Source organism: Ancylobacter polymorphus, from assembly GCF_022836935.1.
Classification (GTDB): Bacteria; Pseudomonadota; Alphaproteobacteria; order Rhizobiales; family Xanthobacteraceae; genus Ancylobacter; species Ancylobacter polymorphus_A.
On record NZ_CP083243.1, the window covers coordinates 18,286 to 37,815 of the forward strand.

16 protein-coding genes and 1 pseudogene are annotated in these 19,530 nt (G+C 65.9%); 8 read left to right on the plus strand and 9 right to left on the minus strand.

The window, feature by feature from the left end; translation table 11 throughout:
- Nucleotides 1-285: 285 nt before the first annotated feature.
- Nucleotides 286-1,248, minus strand: a pseudogene (locus K9D25_RS24435) (IS110 family transposase); the annotation flags it as partial.
- Here K9D25_RS24435 and K9D25_RS24440 point away from each other — a divergent pair.
- Both K9D25_RS24440 and K9D25_RS24445 read left to right on the plus strand, forming a co-directional pair.
- Entirely contained in the window at nucleotides 1,162-1,389 is a 228-nt protein-coding gene (locus K9D25_RS24440) for a DUF736 domain-containing protein (protein ID WP_432207986.1), read from the plus strand. The pseudogene K9D25_RS24435 and the gene K9D25_RS24440 overlap by 87 nt on opposite strands.
- A 68-nt stretch (nucleotides 1,390-1,457) precedes the next feature.
- Nucleotides 1,458-1,652 (plus strand): hypothetical protein, encoded by a 195-nt coding sequence (locus K9D25_RS24445; RefSeq protein ID WP_244451506.1) that lies wholly within the window; start codon nucleotides 1,458-1,460, stop codon nucleotides 1,650-1,652.
- A gap of 51 nt (nucleotides 1,653-1,703) precedes the next feature.
- Here K9D25_RS24445 and K9D25_RS24450 read toward each other — a convergent pair whose 3' ends face one another.
- Both K9D25_RS24450 and K9D25_RS24455 read right to left on the minus strand, forming a co-directional pair.
- Nucleotides 1,704-1,952, minus strand: a complete 249-nt coding sequence (locus K9D25_RS24450; RefSeq protein WP_244451507.1) for a WGR domain-containing protein — start codon at nucleotides 1,950-1,952, stop codon at nucleotides 1,704-1,706.
- An 84-nt stretch (nucleotides 1,953-2,036) separates the two neighbouring features.
- Nucleotides 2,037-2,510: a thermonuclease family protein gene (locus K9D25_RS24455; protein WP_244451508.1), complete on the minus strand. Its 474-nt coding sequence runs from the start codon at nucleotides 2,508-2,510 to the stop codon at nucleotides 2,037-2,039.
- Nucleotides 2,511-3,102: 592 nt separating this feature from the next.
- Here K9D25_RS24455 and K9D25_RS24460 point away from each other — a divergent pair.
- Both K9D25_RS24460 and K9D25_RS24465 read left to right on the plus strand, forming a co-directional pair.
- Nucleotides 3,103-3,465 carry a hypothetical protein gene (locus K9D25_RS24460; RefSeq protein ID WP_244451509.1) on the plus strand — a complete coding sequence of 121 codons (363 nt, stop codon included), beginning with the start codon at nucleotides 3,103-3,105 and terminating at the stop codon, nucleotides 3,463-3,465.
- 358 nt (nucleotides 3,466-3,823) lie between these two features.
- Nucleotides 3,824-4,327, plus strand: a complete 504-nt coding sequence (locus K9D25_RS24465) for a hypothetical protein (RefSeq protein ID WP_244451510.1) — start codon at nucleotides 3,824-3,826, stop codon at nucleotides 4,325-4,327.
- A 107-nt stretch (nucleotides 4,328-4,434) separates the two neighbouring features.
- Here K9D25_RS24465 and K9D25_RS24470 read toward each other — a convergent pair whose 3' ends face one another.
- The 4 genes from K9D25_RS24470 to traC all read right to left on the minus strand — a co-directional run bounded on the left by K9D25_RS24470 (nucleotide 4,435) and on the right by traC (nucleotide 8,124).
- Nucleotides 4,435-5,607, minus strand: coding sequence for a DUF1173 domain-containing protein (locus tag K9D25_RS24470; protein WP_244451526.1), 1,173 nt, complete (start codon nucleotides 5,605-5,607; stop codon nucleotides 4,435-4,437).
- Between the two features lie 88 nt (nucleotides 5,608-5,695).
- Nucleotides 5,696-7,615, minus strand: a complete 1,920-nt coding sequence (gene traG, locus K9D25_RS24475) for a Ti-type conjugative transfer system protein TraG (RefSeq protein ID WP_244451511.1) — start codon at nucleotides 7,613-7,615, stop codon at nucleotides 5,696-5,698.
- Nucleotides 7,608-7,823, minus strand: coding sequence for a type IV conjugative transfer system coupling protein TraD (gene traD, locus K9D25_RS24480; RefSeq protein ID WP_244451512.1), 216 nt, complete (start codon nucleotides 7,821-7,823; stop codon nucleotides 7,608-7,610). The genes traG and traD overlap by 8 nt, the downstream gene beginning before the upstream one ends.
- Nucleotides 7,824-7,827: 4 nt before the next feature.
- Nucleotides 7,828-8,124 carry a conjugal transfer protein TraC gene (gene traC, locus K9D25_RS24485; RefSeq protein WP_244451513.1) on the minus strand — a complete coding sequence of 99 codons (297 nt, stop codon included), beginning with the start codon at nucleotides 8,122-8,124 and terminating at the stop codon, nucleotides 7,828-7,830.
- Between the two features lie 253 nt (nucleotides 8,125-8,377).
- Here traC and traA point away from each other — a divergent pair, with 253 nt between their 5' ends.
- The 4 genes from traA to K9D25_RS24505 are packed head-to-tail and all read left to right on the plus strand — an operon-like array spanning nucleotide 8,378 to nucleotide 13,980.
- Nucleotides 8,378-11,680, plus strand: coding sequence for a Ti-type conjugative transfer relaxase TraA (gene traA, locus K9D25_RS24490; protein ID WP_244451514.1), 3,303 nt, complete (start codon nucleotides 8,378-8,380; stop codon nucleotides 11,678-11,680).
- Nucleotides 11,677-12,204 carry a conjugative transfer signal peptidase TraF gene (gene traF / locus K9D25_RS24495; protein ID WP_244451515.1) on the plus strand — a complete coding sequence of 176 codons (528 nt, stop codon included), beginning with the start codon at nucleotides 11,677-11,679 and terminating at the stop codon, nucleotides 12,202-12,204. Before traA ends, traF begins: the two co-directional genes overlap by 4 nt.
- A 1-nt stretch (nucleotide 12,205) precedes the next feature.
- A complete protein-coding gene (locus tag K9D25_RS24500; RefSeq protein ID WP_244451516.1) occupies nucleotides 12,206-13,360 on the plus strand; it encodes a conjugal transfer protein TraB in 1,155 nt (384 codons plus the stop codon).
- Between the two features lie 14 nt (nucleotides 13,361-13,374).
- On the plus strand, nucleotides 13,375-13,980 hold the full coding sequence (locus tag K9D25_RS24505) for a TraH family protein (RefSeq protein WP_244451517.1): 606 nt from the start codon (nucleotides 13,375-13,377) through the stop codon (nucleotides 13,978-13,980).
- A gap of 197 nt (nucleotides 13,981-14,177) precedes the next feature.
- On the opposite strand, the gene K9D25_RS24510 is transcribed toward K9D25_RS24505, so the two are convergent.
- Together K9D25_RS24510 and K9D25_RS24515 are read right to left on the minus strand one after the other, a co-directional pair.
- Nucleotides 14,178-15,953, minus strand: a complete 1,776-nt coding sequence (locus tag K9D25_RS24510; protein WP_244451518.1) for a phospholipase D-like domain-containing protein — start codon at nucleotides 15,951-15,953, stop codon at nucleotides 14,178-14,180.
- The gene (locus tag K9D25_RS24515) at nucleotides 15,950-19,495 is read right to left on the minus strand and encodes an AAA domain-containing protein (protein WP_244451519.1); all 3,546 of its coding nucleotides are present in this window, start codon (nucleotides 19,493-19,495) and stop codon (nucleotides 15,950-15,952) included. Before K9D25_RS24515 ends, K9D25_RS24510 begins: the two co-directional genes overlap by 4 nt.
- Between the last annotated feature and the right edge of the window lie 35 nt (nucleotides 19,496-19,530).

The window sequence follows — 19,530 nt, forward strand, 5'->3', positions numbered from 1 at the left end:
TGGCCTTGGTCAAGTGTTCTTCATGCGGTCATGATGGCACTCCTCATCGTGATCAGGGCCGAGCCGTTTTCTGCATGCAGCCGGACAGCCGCATCACCTCACATCCGGTCGGCGCGCAGGCGCCTGTACCATGATCCCTCATGCTTGAGGGCGTCGGCTCGGAAGAGTGGGACCATCCTTTTTGGCGGCATGTTCCAGCCAGGGGGCTTAACAGCGGTCACCACTCACCCGGATCCAGCTCGCCAGTTGTCGATCCGGCGCGCAGGATGAGAAAGGCTAAAGAGGCTATGCCTTGAGTACGGCGCCCTCGGGCATGGTGCCTTGGGTCACGTAGCGCCAAAGCGCCACGAGGAGCTTGCGGGCCAGCGCCACGATGGCAATGCGTCGAACCCGGCCGCGCCCTGGGCCTACCCGCTGGACGAACCAGCGGCTGAGCGCCGACCCGGGCTGATGGCGGACCCAGAACCAAGCCAGCTCGACCATGGTATGACGCAGGCGAGGGTTGCCCGCCTTGGTAATACCCTGCTCTCGGTCGATGCCGCCGCTCTGCCACGGGCTTGGGGCCAATCCTGCATAAGCCGCGATCTGACGGCGGTTGTCGAAGCGCCGGAACAGAGCTTCCAGCCACAACAGCGAGGCGAACTCAGGTCCGATTCCCCGTAGGCGGACGAGCAGGGCCGGCGCCATCTCTCCGGCTTGTGCGAGAAGCGTATCGCGCTCGCGTTCGACCGCGGCCAGTTGAGACAGTACGAGCTCCAAACGGTCGATCTCGCGGCTGATCTCTCTGCCGAGATGGTCCGGCAAGGGGCGGCCATCTCCAGTCTGGAGGGCGGCAAGGCGCGTGCGCCGGTCCGCGCGGAGCGGGTCGTAATCGCCCACTCCCTGGCCGAACAGGAGACCTTTGATGCGGTTCGTATGTGCGATGCGCTCCTTGATCAGCCGACCGCGCTCGCGCGACAGCCGTCGCCGGTCCTCCGCGTCCGGGCTGGGCGCTTCGACCATCGAGCAGACCTGGTGCTCGCCTCGTGACCAGGCCATGAGCGTGCGCACGAGAAGGTCGCCGTCGACCGCGTCGGTCTTCGCCCGTCGGTGACGACGATTCACCGCAATCGAGGCCGGGTCCACGACGTAGCTGGCGATCCCCTCGCGCAGCAGCAGACGGTGGAGCCAAAAGCCATCCAGCCCCGCTTCCTGAACAACAGCGACCGACACCGGCGCACCAAGCCGGCGCTCGGCGCGGCCTGGCAACGGGCCACCGACGAGGGTCGCGACTACCTCTCGGTCAAGCTGGACGATCCGTCCTTCCGGGAGCCCCTCTACGCCACCCTGGTCGAGGTGGAGGGCGAGGAAGGCCTGCAGCTGATCTGGTCCCGGCCGCGGCGGGATTGATCGCAGCGACGCGAGGGCTCCGCCGCAAGGCGGGGCCTTCGCCCTTTCCGGCACGCGAGGAGACCCTGATGACGCGATCCCGTTCATCACAGCGCCGACAGCCGCATCCCGACGACATCGTTCTCTGGCCCGACGGCACCTGGGCCACGCTCGAGGAGGTGCGCAACGGCGACTACGACTGGATGTCGGACGACTTTGAGATCATCGACCACATGGACGGCGCCCGGCTGAAGGCGGCCGGTGTCATTGACGAGACCATGTGACGCCACTTGGCCGGCAGCGCTTCGCTTGCCGGCCATTCCTATGGGGCCGGTTCAATCCGCGTCACGATAACCCCGCCGCCGCTTGCTGCGCTCGAGGCGGCTCAGGGCGTCGCCGGCCTCGTCGGGCCCGTCGAAAGTCTGCATCATGGCCTGGCCGTTCGACCCGATCCGGCCCCAGTTGCGGACGACCGAGGCGCCGCCGAACAGCGTCGGCTGGATCGCCAGCATGTAGAAGCGCCGCATGTTCTGCGTCGGGTCGATGCGGCGAAGATGGACGGGTCGGCTGCCCTTCTGGGTCATGCCGGGAGTCTCGCCGGCGCCGCAGGCGGCGTCCAACGCGTTTTTCGAATCGGTCCGGCGCGACCGATTCATTGTGCTGATGCCTCAGTCGCACCAGCTGCGCCGGTTGCCGTCCCATCGCCGGACAAGCCGTTCGGCGACCATGCGCTCGCCGATCGAGCGTCCCGCGCGCATGACCATGCGCAGCTTGCGGCCGAACGGGTCTTCGTCCCGCACGCCCGCGCGCAGCGCAAACGGCCCGGCATTGAGCAGCGCCCGCAGCCTGTGCTTCGCAGCCTCGCCGACCTCCCTCTCATATTCGCAGCGCGGCGGCGTGAGTTCCGGAGCGTCGATGTCGGCGATCCGGATCTTCTGCCGCCCGAGCCAGAACGTGTCGCCGTCGACCACGCAGTTGAATCGGCGAGCACTTCCACAGAACGTAAATGAAGCCGTCACGGTGTCGCCGACAGGCCCGGAAACCGGACGCGGCCTTGGCTCGGCATCGCCCCGGGATGCCCAATGGAGCACGGCGAGGACCAGCGTGGCGACGACGGCGCCTTTCGCGACGAGGCCCGTCATTGTCCAGGATCGCTGCTCGAGCCGGCCGGTCGGTTCCCTCGCCGGCGCTGTCCGTCCGACCCGAACTCTATGTCCAAGGTGGCGGGTCTTTCCTCGATCGAATGCGGAGCGGGTCGAAGGGCCCGGGTGGCGTCAAGCGCCATGATCCGCACAGGGTGGGAGATCTGGGCGAGCCGCCTGCGGCGGTCTGGCTCTACTCGCGCCGCTACGCGCCGCTCCCGGAGCCCGCTGCGCGGTCTCCGCCATGCGGTGACGATCCATCTCGCGCGACGGGACGCCCGGATCGACCGGGCGTCCCGTCGCGAGGGCGACCCTCGCGCACCCTGCCGGCTGGTCGCCGGATACGGACGCGGCCCCTGGTCGGGGCCGAGGGCTCTTCTTCTCTCTGACGGCCCATTGTGCACCCGCTGCTCCGGCGTCAAGGACATCGCGGTTCCCCCAATTTTCCGCCGCCGCCCGCCGGGCGCCGCCGGAAAATCGGCACCTCCGCTCGCCGCCGCAGGCGGTCGCTTCGCGATCCCTGACCCCTCGCGGCTACGGTGCGGCCTCCTTTCGTCAGACCGAAAGGAGAAATCTCATGACACATCAAACCGTGACGTCCATCGATGGCGGCAGCGCCGAATATTGGAAGCAGCGGACCGAGGCCTTCCGCCTGATCCGTGACGCGGAGGATTGCGCGAAGCGCCTCGAGACAGCGCCGCTCTATCTCCACGGCGGATACGATGAAGACGGCGACGTCATCCCGGTCGAGAATCTCGAGCCGCACGACGATATGGAGGACGCCGTTCGGGCGATCGAGGCCAACGAGACGGCCGTCAGCATTCTGGTGGCGCAGCGCCGGACCCGCATCGGTGGCCGCCCGATCCCGGAGGTGATCCTCGCGGTGGCGCGATTGGAGGAGGATCCAATCGAAGATCCGGTGAACAATCCGCTCTGGGGCTCGGACACGGATTGATATCCAGAGCAGAGGCGGCTCACGCCGCCTCTGCTCTTTGCCGTGTCCGAAGCGCCGCCGCCCGGATCGACCGGGCGCCCCGTCGCGAGGCCAACCCTCGCGCACCCGGCGGGCTCTGCGGGCTGCGGACACGGCGCCTGGCCGGCGCCGTGGCTTTCCTCTCTCTCTGACGGCCCATTGTGCACCCGCCGCTCCGGCGTCAAGGACATCGCGGTTCCCCCAATTTTCCGCCGCCGCCCGGGAGGCGCCGCCGCAAAATCGGCTCCCCCGCTCGCCGCCGCAGGCGGTCGCTTCGCGATCCCTGACGCCTCGCGGCTACGGTGCGGCCGCCTTTCGTCAGAACGAAAGGAGACCTCTCATGTCCGACATCGACTATCTCTCGCTGTTCACGCGCCTGAACGGCTTTAGGCTCATCGCAAGAATCAATCGTGTCGCCTGCGACAACGATCTCGCGCGTTGCGCACACGACCGGCTCGTCGCCAAGCTCGGCGAGCTGATCGAGCTGATGACGCGCGCAGTAGGAGCGAAGCGGTGCCTGCAAGAGGGCGCTGATCCCGCGCGCGTCGAGCAGGCCTCGGAAGACCTCTACTGGATCGAGGCGGAGTTCGAGCACCGCTGGATCTCGCAGTCGCAGCCGCTTCTCGATCATCTCGACATCGATCTGGCGACGCAGGAGATTTTCGATCCCCGCACGAAGCGCTGGTACGCGCTCGAATGCGGCCCGTCGCTGCGCGAGGTGAGCGACCAGAACCTCTGCGGCCTGCGCGAGATCATCGACCGGATCGCGTGCCAGACCGGCGTGAGCTTCCACGCCCACCGCATCGTCTACGGGTCCACCGAGCTGGTGCCGAGCGGCCGCTGAGCCGCAGAGGAGAGGCGGCCCGGCCGCCTCTCGCCCTCGCCTCGGCCGAGGGCATGGCGCGCCGGAGCAAGCGTCGCGCGCTCGCCTGGAAACCGCGACTGCTCCCGTCATGCCGGAAGCTCCGGCATGGCGCCGTCGCCGATATTCCAGGTCCAGGCCGCGATGCCGCTCTCGGCGATCAGCTCGTCCAGCTTCTCCCGATAGTCGCCCTCGGCGCCGTCGGGCACGATATACATGCCGAGCGGTGCGGCGCCGTCCTGCCGCAGAACAACGCAGGCCATCGGCTGCGCCGCCGGCATGTTGTAGCGCAGGCTTTTCACGAAGCTGGCGCCGCGCTTCGCCAACGCGTCGATCAGCGCCGCCTCGTAGCGATTCTCGCATGGCAGCCAGCGGTCGGTCGCGACCATGAGCGCGATCGACTCGATCGAGGCGATGCCGGCGGCATCGACGCCGAAGGTGGCGATCGCGATAAGATGCGACTCCGCGGTCGCGTTCCAGAGCGCCAGCTCGGGGGCGAACACCGCGTTCATCCGCCGGTGAACGTCGTCGTTCAGCATGAAGGGGAAGCGGGGGAGGTGCTTGATCACGACGCGGTGGCCGAAGCGCGCCGGCGCGATCTCCTTGACCTCGCCGATCAGCATGGCAAGCGAGCGGCGCTTGCCTTCCGCCTTCATCGCGCGGCTGAGGAATGTCTCGCGCCGCTGCGCGATCGCGGCGTCGCGCTCGGCATCGAACATCTCGGGGATGAACAGGACGTCCGCGAGCGCCTTGCCTTTCGCGGTCTTGCCCTCGGCCGCCTCGAGCAGGAACTTGCGCAGCACCGCCCAGTTGCGTCGGCCGGTCATGGCCGGCCGCCAGCGATTGAACTCGGCCTGCTCCCACAGAAAGTGCAGCAGCGCGCGCAGCGAGAGCCGCGAACCGTCCGTCTTCACCGCGCCGGCATCGGTCGTCTCACGCGCCGCCGGCGCCGTCCGACCGGCCTGCTTCGACAGGCTGAAATCGAGCTTGAGCAGGGTGACGCCGTCCTCGGCGTTCTCGACGATCGCCTCGCCGGCGACGGCCCCAAGACCGGAAAGCGCATGCGGCGGCTCATAAGAATCGCAGTCGGGATCGTGCCGCGGTCCGCTGCCCGGCATCCGCTTCAGCACATGGCGGCCGCCCGCGCGCGCCACATACATCGGAACGCCATCCTGCTGGCACAGGCACAGCGGATGTTCGCGCCGGGCGAACGCCTCCGACAGCCGCTCGCTGATGTCGCCGGCACTGTCCTCGACCTCCATGTCGCCGATGCGCAGCCGTCTCAACGCGCTCCTCCCTGCAGCAGGTCGATCGATCGCACCGAGGCTGCAATCCCACGATCGCCGTCTATCATCGCACCGCTTCTTTCCGGTGGAATCTGTTCTCGCCGACACAGCTCCTCATGTCCTCGCGGCGGAACCAGATGGCCCGCCCGCATCGAAGCGGTGCATTGCCGGCTGTGAACACGATCTGCTCGTCGGCGCGCATGCGCAGCACCTCGTGCGGCAGGATCAGGGGGCGGCGCGCCAGCTGCTTCGAGCGCGTCCGCGACGCGCCCGACATCTGCGACGAGCGGCTGAGCTGGTCGACCTCCACGGTGGTGTCGCCGCAGCGCCGTGAGATGTAGTCGGCGGTCTCAGGATCGTTGATCGCGGCGAAGCTTATCCACGAGGCGGACTCGAACCATTTCGAGGTGGCGTCTCGGCCGCCATAGGCTTCGCGCATCTGCCCGATGGACTGGAAGAGCAGGGTCATGGTGATCCCGTATTTTCGGCCGGCATCACGCGCGGTCTCCAGGATGCGCAGGAAGCCGAGCCGTGCCACTTCGTCGAGCAGGAACAGGGTCCGATCCTTCACCTCGCCATTGCGATTGTAGATCGCGTTCATCAGCGCGCCGATGATGACGCGGGCCAGTCCCGGATGCGCCTCCAGCACTTTCAGGTCGAGCGCGATGAAGATGTCGGTGCCGCCGTCGGCGAGCTCGTCGGTCGTGAAGCTGTGGCCGGAGATCAGGGCCGCATAGTTCGGATAGGACAGCCAGTGTGTCTCCTTCACCGCATTGGCGTAGACGCCGGAAAAGGTCTCCGGCGTCATGTTGACGAACACCGCGACATTCTCCTTCACGAAGTCCGATCCCGACTGCTCGTAGATCCGGGTCAGCCGCTCCCGCAGCTTCGGCTCCGGCTCGGAGAGATTGGCGCGCACCTGCCGGAGCGTCTGGTCCTTCTTTTCCGTATGACCCGACAGACAGACGTCCGCGATCAGCGCGGTCAGAAGCTGCATCGCCGACGCCCGAAAGAAGTCGTCGCGGGCGGAGGCCTGGCGCGCCGTGTCGGTCATCACCCAGGTCGCGACGGCGACGATGTCTTCCTCCTTCGTCCCACCGAAACGCCCGATCCAGTCGAGCGCATTGAAGCCGGTGGCGGCATCGGCCGGGTCGAGCACCACCACCTTGCGGCCCGCCTTGCGCCGATGGCCGATCACCATCGGCGCAACCTCGGATGAGGGGTCGAGCACCACGAGGCCGCCGCCCCATTTCAACGCCGAGGGAATCGTTACCGACGTGGTCTTGAAACCGCCCGAGCCGGCGAAGACGATGCCGTGCGACGAGCCGAACGAGCCGTCGAAGCAGAGCAGCGGCGAGCGGCCGCCGCTGCCCCAGCTGTCGCGGCTGTCGGCGCGGAACGCGATGCCGGCGACGGAATCGCGATCGACCCGGTAGCGCTCGCCGATGACGATGCCGCCGGCGTCCCCGAACAGCTTGCCAGCCGTCTCCATTCGCATCCAGTCGGTCTCGCCATGGATCGCGCGCCGGCCCTTGATCCGGCGCGGAGACGCCGCGGCGAAGGCGGCATTGCCCCTGATGGCGACGCGCAGCGCGAACATCGCGCAAACGAGCGCGATCGCCGCGCCGATCATCGTTCCCGGATCGGCATAGGCCAGCACATATTGCCCCGCCGGCACGCGGTCCGCCAGAGCAGCCAGCCGCGCGCCTTCGCGGATAGTGGCGATGCCGATGACGGCCGCGCTCCCGGTCACGACGCCCCATCCGACCGCCCGGATGGCGATCGCGCCGGCCGCCGCGAAGAGCAGGATCACGCCAACTCCGGCCGACAGCACGTAGGGGAGCGCAAGCCCGGCACGGCCGAGCATCAGGCGTGCGGCTTCGGTCTTGCCGAAGCCCGCCAGCCAGTGCTCGGCGCCCGCGGTGAAGATCGCGACGGCGACCATCACCACCACCTGGATCATCGCGATCAGCAGCCTATTCATGATCGCGCCCGAAGGCGTCCGCGCCGATAGCGCTGAGCCGCGCACGCTCGCCATCGTCGTCGCCGATGCGGTGATGCCCATCGATGAGCAGGCCGAGCAGCACGGCGCGCTTCTCGTAGCGCAGCCCGGCCTTCACGATCAGCCCGCCGAGCTCGATCTTCTCGCGCGTGTCCTTCTTGCGGGCGTCCGATGAGCTCGACCGGCGCATGCGCTCAAGCCTCGCGATCGCCGCCCGGAGCCGCGCCAGCTGCGAGCGTCGTGGACGCCCCGCCATTTGGCTGCCGGCCAGCGCCACCCTTCCTCCCGGTCGATGCGCCGGCGTCGTCGCGAAACCGTTTCGCCACCTCCTCGAAGGCCGAGAGCAGCGCCGTCTCCTCGATCTCGATCTCGCCGACGCCGGCCTTCAGCGCGATCCGGCCGATGCGCTCGGCCTCGCGGGTTTCGGCCTGCCGCAACTGGTCCTGCAGCCTGGCGATTTCCTCCCTGATCTGTCGCGACGGCTTCTTCATTCCGGTTGACCTTCCGCTGTCCGGTTTCTGCTGGGTTGAGGCCCAGCTTTCCCCGGATGAGCGCCAGCGGCGACTAGTAAAAAAGCTAGTCGGCGAAGCCGACGCCGCTTGAGATCATCCCGGCCGTTCCGAAGGAGCGGCATCCAAGGGCGCAGTAATACGTCGCTGCCGCGACGTCCTGCGCCGGCCCTGGCGGGGCCGGCCTCTCCCGACGAACACGCTGTTCGAGGTTTCACCGGGAGACGCCGTCACCGTGGCGATCACGCATTTCACGCCCCAGCTCATCGGCCGCGGCAATGGCCGCAGCGCCGTGCTGTCGGCCGCGTACCGCCATTGCGCCCGGATGGAATACGAGGCCGAGGCCCGCACGGTCGACTATTCCAACAAGCGCAATCTCGCCCATGAGGAATTCCTGCTGCCGGCCGACGCGCCGGAATGGGCGAGGGCGCTGATCGCCGACCGCTCGGTCGCCGGCGCCGTGGAGGCGTTCTGGAACAGGGTCGAGGCGTTCGAGAAGCGCGAGGACGCGCAGTTCGGCCGCGAGTTCATCATCGCGCTGCCCGTGGAGCTGTCCAAGGAGCAAAACATCGCGCTGATGCGGCAGTTCGTGCTCGAACAGGTGCTGGCGCGCGGGCAGGTCGCCGACTGGGTCTATCACGACGAGCCGGGCAATCCGCATGTCCACCTGATGACGACGCTGCGGCCACTGACGGAGGACGGCTTCGGCCCGAAGCGAATCCCCGTCATCGGCGAGGACGGCGAGGTGCTGCGCAACAAGGCCGGCAAGATCGTCTATCGGCTCTGGTCGGGCGAGAAGACCGAGTTTCTCGAGCAGCGCAACGGTTGGCTCGACCTGCAGAACCAGCATTTGGCGCTCGCCGGTCTGGAGATCCGCGTCGATGGGCGCTCCTATGCCGAGCGCGGCATCGACCTGGTGCCGACCACGCATATCGGCGTCGGCGCGAAAGCGATCCAGCGCAAGTCGACGCGCGAGGGCGAGGCGGTCGATCTCGAACGGCTGAAGCTGTTCGAGGCGCAACGCACCGAAAACCGTCGGCGCATTCTGCTTCGGCCGGAGATAGTGCTCGATCTTCTCTCCTCGGAGAAGAGTGTCTTCGACCAGCGCGATATCGTCAAGGTGCTGCATCGCTATGTCGACGATGCAGGCACCTTCCAGCAGCTGATGGCGCGCATTCTCCAGAGCCCGGAGCTCCTGCGCATCGAGCGCGAGAGCGTCGACTTCGCGACCGGGGAGAGACTGCCGGCGCGCTATACGACGCGCGAGCTCATCCGTGTCGAGGCCGGCATGGCGCGGCAGGCGATCTGGCTTTCCGGGCGAAGCTCACATGGCGTGCGCGAGCGCGTGCTGGAGCAGGTGTTTGCCCGACATGAAAGGCTGTCCGAAGAGCAGCGCACGGCAATCGAGCATGTGACCAAACCGGGCGGGATCGCCGCCGTCGTCGGGCGGGCCGGCGCCGGCAAGACCACCATGATGAAGGCAGCGCGCGAGGCCTGGGAAGTCGGCGGCTATCGCGTGGTCGGCGCGGCGCTCGCCGGCAAGGCGGCCGAGGGTCTCGAGAAGGAAGCGGGCATCCAGAGCCGCACGTTGGCGTCCTGGGAGCTGCGCTGGAAGGAGGGCAGGGACACGCTCGATTCCAGCACTGTCCTCGTGCTCGACGAAGCCGGCATGATTGCCTCCAAGCAGATGGCCCGCTTCGTTGAGGCTGCGGTGAAGGCCGGCGCGAAGCTAGTGCTGATCGGCGATCCCGACCAGCTGCAGCCGATCGAGGCGGGCGCGGCGTTCCGCGCCGTCGTCGAGCGCATCGGCTACGCCGAGCTGGAGACGATCTATCGCCAACGCGAGGACTGGAAGCGAGCCGCATCGATGGATCTGGCGCGCGGCCGGATCGCCGAGGCGCTCTCGGCCTATCAGCAGCAGGGCAGGGTGCTCGGTTCGGTCCTGAAGGCCGAAGCGGTCGCCAGCCTGATCGCGGATTGGAACCGCGACTACGATCCCGCCAGGAGCTCATTGATCCTCGCGCATCTGCGCCGCGACGTGCGCATGCTGAACACGATGGCGCGCGAGAAGCTGGTCGAGCGCGGGCTCCTCAGTGAGGGGCACGCGTTCCGCACCGAGGACGGCGTGCGCAGGTTCGATGTCGGCGACCAGATCGTCTTCCTGAAGAACGACAGCGCCCTCGGCGTGAAGAACGGCATGATCGGCAAGGTCGTCGAGGCCGCGCCGAACCGCATCGTCGCGGCGATCGGGGAGGGCGACCAGCGCCGGCAGGTGACGGTGGATCAGCACGTCTATCGCAATCTCGACCACGGCTATGCGACGACGATCCACAAGGCTCAAGGCGCTACCGTCGACCGCGTGAAGGTCCTCGCCTCGCTCTCGCTCGACCGCCACCTGACCTATGTCGCGCTGACCCGACACCGTGAGGACATGGCGCTCTATTACGGGCGTCGCTCCTTCGCCTTCAATGGCGGCCTCGCCAAGGTCCTCTCCCGGCGCAATGCCAAGGAGACCACGCTCGATTACGAGCGCGGCACGCTCTACCGGCAGGCGCTTCGCTTCGCCGAGAACCGCGGCCTGCACATCGTCAATGTCGCCCGCACGCTGCTGCGCGATCGTGTCGACTGGACGGTCCGGCAGAAACGGAAGTTCGCCGATCTCGCCCAGCGCCTGCGCGGTATCGGCGCGCGTCTCGGCCTGTTCGATCCCCGTCAGACACATAGCCCGAAGGAGGCCGCAGCGATGGTCGCTGGCGTCACCCTGTTCACCAAATCGATCAAGGACACGGTCGAGGAGAAGCTGCGCGCCAATCCTGCCGTCACCAAGCAGTGGGACGAGGTCTCGACCCGCTTCCGCTATGTCTTCGCCGATCCGGAGACCGCGTTCCGCGCCATGAATTTCGACGCGGTCCTGTCCGATCCGACCGCGGCCAAGACGGCACTCGACCGGCTGGTGTCGGAGCCGCAGGCGCTCGGCCCTCTGAAGGGCAAGACCGGGCTGCTCGCCGGTAAGGCCGATCGCGAGGACCGCCGCGTCGCCGAGCTCAATGTCACGGCGCTGAAGCGGGACATCGAACGCTATCTCAACCTGCGCGAGGCGGCCGTGCAGAAGCTCCAGGCCGACGAGCAGGCGCTGCGCCATCGCGTCTCGATCGACATCCCGGCCTTGTCGCCGGCGGCGCATCGGGTCCTCGAGCGGGTGCGTGACGCGATCGACCGCAACGACCTGCCGGCCGCGCTCGGCTACGCGATTTCCAACCGCGAAGTGAAGGGCGAGATCGATGGATTCAACAAGGCGATCGCGGAGCGGTTCGGCGAGCGCACGCTGCTCACCAACGCCGCCCGCGAACCCGCCGGCAAGATCTTCGACAAGGCGGCCGACGGGCTCGCTCCGGGCGAGCGGCAGAAGCTCGCCGAGGCCTGGCCGACCATGCGGACGGCGCAGCAGCTCGCCGCCCAAGAGCGCACCGCCGCGACGCTGAAGCAGGCCGAAACCCTGCGCCAGAGCCAGCGGCAGACGCCGGTGATGAAGCAGTGAGGCGGCGCGCCATCCTCATTGTGCCGGCCGCGGTCGCGTCTCTGATCATGCTGGCCGGCATCGCCTGGTTCGGCGGCCTGCGCCTCAATCTCACGCGCAGCTATCCGCTCGGTCTCTGGCGAATCGAGCCGCTCGACCGGCCGCCGGCCGCGGGCGATCTCGTCTTCATCTGCCCGCCCGACAGCGCCGCCTTCCGCCTGGCACGCGAGCGCGGCTATCTCGGCCGCGGCCTCTGCCCAGGCTGGTTCAGCCCGCTGATCAAGACGGTCGTTGCGACGGGAGGACAGGCGATCGCGATCGGCGCCGACGTCTCGGTCGACGGGCGCCCGATCCCTCATTCCGATGTTCAGCCAAGAGACGCCGCGGGCAGGCCGCTCGCGCCATTCGGCGGAAGGCTGGTGCCGCCCGGCTTCCTGTTTCTCCACTCCGATTTCGCGGGCTCCTATGACTCACGGTATTTCGGGCCGATCCCGGCCAGCGGCGTACTCGGCCGCGCGCACCCGCTCCTCACCTTCGAGCCGTGACATGGCGCGGGTTCTGGCGCTGGTCCTGATCGCCGCGCTGGTCGGCGTCATCGGCTGGAGCGGCGAGCCGCTGGCGCTGCCGCTCGCGACACTCTTCCCGACGCTATGGGCGCTGGCGAGCAGCCACTTGGTCGCGGCGCTGGTCGCGGCGGCCTACTTTCTTGCGGCGTCGCGCGGCCTGCCGCAGGGCGTCGCGAACTTCTACGGCTCCGACATCTGGCCAGGCCTGTTCCTCTGGCTCGTCGCGTCCCTGTCCTTCGTCGCCGTCAATACCCTGCTCTGGACGAGTCGACCGGGAGGAGGGAGGGCGGCGCGCTTTCTGCTGGCGTCCGCGCTGATGGCGGTGCCGCCCTTCGGGATCGTGGGTTGGGCGCATCCGCTGACAGCCGCCGGCGTGTTGTTTCCCGGATGGGGCTGGTGGGGACTTGCGGCCGCCGCGGTCGTCCTCATCGCGATGACGACGCGAGCCTGGCCGATCGCCGCGATCGCTCTCGGCGGAATCTGGCTCTGGTCGGCCGTGACATGGACGGCGCCGCCGCTCCCGGACGGCGTTCGCGGAGTCGACCTCGATATGGGCCAGAGCCTCGGACGCGACGGCACGCTCGAGCGGCAGCGCGACCTGATCGCCTCGGTCACGCGGGCTGGAGAGCGGGGCGCCAGGATCGTGGTGCTCCCGGAAAGCGCGCTCGGGTTCTGGACGCCGAGCGTCGAGCAGCTCTGGCGCGAAGCGCTCGCAACCAACGACACCGCGGTGATCGCCGGTGCCGCCGTCATCGACCCGCAGGGTTATGACAACGTCCTCGTCGCGATCTCGGCGGACGAGGCGGGAATCCTTTATCGCGAGCGCATGCCGGTTCCGGTCTCGATGTGGCAGCCCTGGCGTCGCCTGGTCGGGCAGGCCGGAGGCGCGCGGGCGCATCTCTTCGCCAACCCGACCGTCGAGCTCGGCGGCCGGCGGATCGCGCCGCTGATCTGCTATGAGCAGCTCGTCGTTTGGCCGGTCCTGCAGTCGATGCTGCACAAGCCCGATGCGATCGTCGCCGCCGGGAATGGCTGGTGGACCGCCGGCACCTCGATCATGGCCATCCAGAATGCCAGCACGATCGCCTGGGCGCGTCTTTTCGACCTGCCGCTCGTCACCGCCTTCAACCGATGAACAGGGAGTTCTCAATGGTCGATGTCGCCCTCATCCAGCAATGTGCCGATCCCGGCCTGAAGCCGGCGATCGTCGAGAAGTTCATCGCAAAGGCAGGCTCGCCGGATCCGCTGGCCGTGACTGTTCGCTCCGGAAACCGCGTTGTGTTGGTGCCTCGGCCGAGCACGCCGGACGAAGCGATGGCGCTCGTGCAGCAGCATGTCGGCAAGGCCGTCGTACGCGTCGGGATCACGCAATATCCGGCCGGGCTCGGCGTGGGCGACGTCTCGGAGCTGAAGCCCGATCTTGTCGACGCCTGCGCCAACATCCGCATGGGCACGAAGCTCTTCGCCAAGGTCTACCGCATCGTCACCAAATGGTACGGCAACGCGGTCGACGAGGCTTTCGACGACGCGCTCGATGCCTGGAAGACCGGGAATTTCGAGGGCAAGGCGGTGTTCAGCGAACCCGATCCCGGCGACGTGAAACTCGCCGTCCCGGCGTCGGCGGACGCGGATCGGAACGAAGCGGCCACGCCGGAACCGGTGGGACCGGCTCGCCCAGAACCTGTCGATCCGAACAAGGCGGGCATCCGCATCGATTTGTCCGGTATCGGCGGCAGCCGGCCGAAGTCCGATTGATGAATTGTGGTCGCGAGCATAGCGAACGATGCGCAGCGCGTCCTCGTCCTCTAGCGTCACCTCAAGTACCTGGTTGGCGCCAGCTCTGGTTCAGACCGATGCGCTCGCGTGGCTTCGCGTCGGGCAGGCGCAGATCATTTGCGAGATTGAAGCAAGCGCAGGTGCGCAGTCCAGTCCACGAAGCCACAGCGGATGACCTAGCCACCACCCGCCGCAAGGGTCGCAGCGTCGAACCGCTCCATCAGAATTCGGCCGACGCCTGGGGAGCGTACACAGATGCCGATTTCCTGGCGTGGGTTGTCATCCGTGCTGTCGGCAGACAACCAATTTTGGCTCGTGATTACCGCGACATCGTCGTCCCAAGTCAGGAACTTGGCGTGAAGACGTGGGCGGTGGACCGGCCGGATTCGTACACCGACCTTGGCTGCCTCGTTCGTGAGACCTGCGATATCGGTTGCGGTGATCGCGCCGCTGTCTTCTCCGTAGAACAGCCGGACATCGAGATCGCGTGCCCGTTTAGACGCGGCGAACACCGGCGCCAAGATCAGGCTCTTGGCAGCGCCGGCGAACCTGTGGCTGGCGATCACCAGCGTCTTATCCGCAGAATCTCTCGCCTCTCTGACGACCTCGGCATGGCTCGATCCCAGGAGCACGCAGACACTCGCCTTTCCTTCGCTTGGAGACTTCAAGCTCCGTAGATGGACCGCTTGAGCGACGAGATCGCTCGTCAAATTGGTCCAGTGACCGTTTCCTCCGCGCGACAGCTCGGCGACCTGGTCGATCACATCGGCCACGAGTTGGAAATCGCGCAGCCGGACTGAAACCTCGAAGCTTGAAAAGCCGCTGTACAGCCAGTTGCAAGATCCAACGAGAGCTATGACTTTGTCGGGCGTACCATCGTCAGCGAGCACGATCTTCGCGTGCGAGCCCGTCGAAAAGGGATGGATTGTCAGACCATCGAGGCCCTCAGCTTCCAACTCGGCGCGCAGTTGTTGGACGACCTTTGCCGTGGAGCGACGTTCGTCGGTGTTCTTGTCCTGGCCCCATAGAATGTCGACTTTCACCCCCAACGCGATGGCCTTGCGCAGGTCGGGCAGAAGAGCGGCGAAACGCGGTGCGGAGACAAACGTCGAATGGATCAGAACGCGATGCCGCGCCCGCCCGATCGCCCCCTTCAGCGCTGCTTCGTGCTCCGGCCCTCCGGCGATGAGGTCGTTCGTCGTGAACGCAATCTTCCGTGTAGGCGGGACGGCCTGAGCGGTCTCCGGGCCAATCAGCTGAGCAGCAGTGTACATTCTCTGATGGCCACCATTGCCCTTCGTCGACACGGCGGCCGCAGCCTTTTTGATTTCATCGATGAGCCCGGGAGGGGTTCGCGGGCTGAGACCTTCCGGTTGGCCGTCTCTGACCGGCACGAGCGCCCAGCGTTTCGCGAGCCGATTGCCGTAGGGATCGATACCGACGAACTTCTCATCGCTCTGAAACAAGGCGTCGACGAGCGGACGGAGTTCCTCATTTAGCTGGCGTGACGGCCGTTCAATTCGGATAATCGCCTCGCCTTGCTCCTCTCGCTTGGCGACGACATGTTCATGAATGAACGGAAGGTCCCGGCTCCTGAAGAGCGTGCCTGTGATCTGATCGATCACGAAAGTCATGTTCCGACTCAAGCGTCGCGGCGCGGTCGGCAGCTGCTCGTATTCCTTGACGACACGTCCTTCCGGCGTGATCTGGAACTGCACAGCGGTCGGGGACTGCATCATCTCGACCCAACCCGCGCGCATGAGGCGGATCAGCGCTTCGATGATTACGCGCTCCGGAATGCAAGCGCGCTCCTTGAGCGCGTGGACAGAAGTCGGCCCCCGGTCGAGCTCGGATAGCAGCAATTGTTCTAGGACGGTCCAAGGCCTGCCCTTGTCGTAATGAAACTTTCGGCGACCCTGCAGGACCGGGATTGCGACTCGCACGAGGCTCATTTGCGACCGACCAGACGTTCTGCGGGAATGATCACCGCTTTGCCGCGTTGACGTTGCGTTTCCAATGCATCGAGGAATCGACTGAGAAACGCGGCCTCCTGCAACGCATCCGTCCCCACGTTGGAGGCGATGGTTTCGCGGATAAAATTGAGGGATCCCACGACGAAGAGGTTCGACTTCGCCCGGCTGAGCAAGACGTTCATCCGTCGCGGATCGCTCAGAAAGCCGAGTGCCCTACGGATGGACGCATGATGGTTGTTGCGCACGAGCGAGACGATCACGACGTCTGCTTCGTTTCCTTGGAAGGAGTCGACTGTGCCGCAATATTGATCCGCAGCGACCGCTGGCGCCAGGGCGGAGAGGACTGTGAAATTGTCACGACGATCGTCGATCGCCACTTTCAGCCGGCGGACCTGCTCGCTGTATGGAGAGAGAACGGCCAAAGTCGCCGGCTTCTCAAGGTCCGGGCGGACCTTCAGCAGAGAGAGAATTTCGCGGACCGCGTCGACTTCGGCGGGGTTGTGCCAGCGCGGTCGACGTTCAGCATCGCCGCCTTTCATACCGATGGTCGCTTGGATCCAAGGCATGTCGACAAAGATCAACGGCGCGTTCGGCAGCCGCTTAGTGTCGCTCGAAGACACTGGTGCTGGCGTGCCCGATATCCGCGCTGCGGCCTCGTCATGGGTCTTGAGTTCGTTGTCGTAGAAACTGTGCGACACGACGTCGGCCAATGCAGGGTGCATCCTGTGCTGCAGGGTCAGCCGCTGTGCAAGGCGACGGGCTTTAGGTTTGGTCTTGTGGACCTTGAATTCATCCTCAATCATGCGTTCGAAAAGAAGGATCTGGCCCAGTGCCAGGGCGCACAGGGCAGGGAAATCGCTCTGGTCTGTGTCGACCTCGTCTAAAATTTCTTCGGTTGCGAGATCTCGAAGCGACCTTCCGATAAACTCGGCACCAGCATCGAGCGCTTCGGCGACAGCGGCCGGGTCTGCAAGGAGCTGGACGACCCGTTCGGAGCCGAAGGGAGCGAGCTGCTTGTGATCCCCGATCATCAGCCGGCGGTACGACAGCAAAAGAGGAGCGAGCAATTCGCCGCCGGTTGCCTTACCGGCTTCCTCGACCATTACCCAATCGAACTGGCCGCGTTCGTCGAGGAGACGTTCGAGTTCTGGAGAATTCGTCGTCGCGAAAAGCAGGTTCGCACCGCGCACCAACAAAGCTTCCATCGCCTGCCGGCCCTGGGTGACGCTCGAACGGTCTTCCTTCGGCTTGATGCCGATGCTTTGCCGCAAGTCGCTCAGCTGCTTCTGGAGCCGCGCGGGCGCGTCGGCCACGAGCGGGCTCCCTGCAAGCTTTGCAAGGAGCGTCTCGGTTTGCCGGACCACCTCGAAACTGCCTGCGTCGTCCTTGTTGTCCTTCGATTGGCTCCGCACGATCACCGGCTCGCGAGGATGGTTCTCGAGCGCGTCAGCCAGCTCGTCCATCAAGTGATTCACAGCGGCGTTGCTTTGAGCCGTCAGAAGCAACCGTGCGGAACTGTTGTCTGAAAGCGTATCAAGGACGAGATCTCGAACGAGACGGGTCTTGCCGACGCCGGGAGGACCTTGCACCAAGTAGAGCGGGATCGTCGAGATTATCGCCGCGAGAGCCGTTCGTTTCGAGTCATCCAGTGCGGCGAAACGCTCGTCAGATTTCACCGTCTCGTGCGAATCGAGGATACGCGACCGTGGATCGTCGAGCATGCGGAGCAATTCCGAATGATCGGCGAGCGCCCGTAGCGCTCGCAGCCGGCGCCTCAGCTGTATGTCCCGTCCGACGAAGTCCGCCGGCACCAGCGCGGCGTCACGAATGTTGGCAGGCCGGTCGGAGCCGACGAAGATATATGTCGGCTCCGCCGCGCCGTTCTGTTCCTTGCGGCTGAATTTCCAAGCGGTATCGGACGTCTCGCGGTCACCGATCTGGCGCGCCTCGGTCAAGACCCAGTCCTCGATGCGGGCGTCGCCCATTATTACATCTTCGAAGCGCTTGGCAGGGGGACGAAGGCCGAGCGCGACGGAAAGGGCGTCCCGCTCTACGTCGGGTCGAGGCGTCATTGCGACAAAGATTTCCTCGCCGTCGGCGTCCAGGGCGCCGTGTGCGTCGACGACTTGCCGAATGTCGACGGGATATACGTCAGCGGCAGCGTAGAGGGCTTCCAGAAATTGAGTTAGCGCCAATGCCTGATGGACGCGTTTCGCTCTATCCGGCTTAGATTGCTCTGCGTCGAGGTCCCGCCGCAGCTGCTCCCAGCTCGACAGCTTACCCCTCAGTCTCGGAAATCTTGCACCCGCCTCCCTCTGATCCATGATTTCGAGCGAGCGCGCCTCGAGTTGTATCTGGCCGAGGATATTGACCGCGGCGGCCTCGCTCGTCTCCGCTCGCTCGCAATAGGCCATCTCCCATGTGCCTGGAGTGCCAGGCCGCTGGACGTATTGCGACAACGAGTAGGTCAGAATGGTACCCGCAAGCGTGAGCCTGAAGGCCTGCGCGTCGTTCTTGATTGCCAGCAGGAGCGGCGCGTCTCCGAGATCCGCGCGAACGAAAGCCAGCATCGCGTCGGTGTCGTTGATCTCGATGTCGTTGCCCGATGCCTCTCTGATGCGTTGAGCGAATGCGCCGGCGAACCGAAAGACAAGGTGGAATTTCGCCTCACGGCCCGCCGCGCTTGCGCCGACTTCGCGAAGAATGTCTTGAATGCGGAGGCGCACAATCTCACCATCAAGCCGATCGAGACGCTCGATGCGGATAAGCTGACGCAGGAGCCGGACCTCCGCGGATGTGAGATGTTCCGCGACGTCGGACGGCACGATTCGCAAATCGACAACCCGCTTCACGTCCGCGCCGAGTAACACCGCGGCGAGCTCACCGAAGGCCCGCCAATCCTCGACGAACGAAGCTGGCGCCCCGGATTTGGTGCGGGTCGCACTTGGCGTATTCGCCGCGCCGGCGAGCCTCAGCGACCACTCGAATCCGGTCAGCTGAAAGTCAGGCTCTTCCCCACCCGAAGCGAGGATAGACCACTGATCGATGTTACGATGCAGAAGGCCCTGATCGTGAAGGATCTCAAGCGCAGATGCGATCTGTGATAGGTTTTGCCACAGCAGAAGGCGGTTGCGCGTAATTCGAGGATTTTTCAGCCAGTGTCCCGCCTGACGGTGCTGGAGAAGCATAGCCAAGGGCTGCCGCTGACCCAGATCGAGCACGAGATAGAAGCCGGCGTCGTCAAAGCCCGCTTGCAGGAGCGTGGCAATCGAGGCCGCGGCCCCTGGATAACCGCCTAGCCGATAGAGGTGACGCACTTCATGCTGCCACAGCTCGCGAAGATCGTCCTGACCGTCACCGGCAGTTCGCGGCCACGATTTGATGAGAACGTGATTTCCGCTCTCGTCGACGCCGAGCGTTAGAGCAGGTCGTCCTGATTTCCTGTCCGCCTTCTGTAAGTCGCGGTCCTCGAGCTTATATGCGGCGAGAAACGCGCCTTTGCGGCGCGATTTGCTTTTCATGAGAAATCCCCCCACGCTCGAACATAGTTGACGTT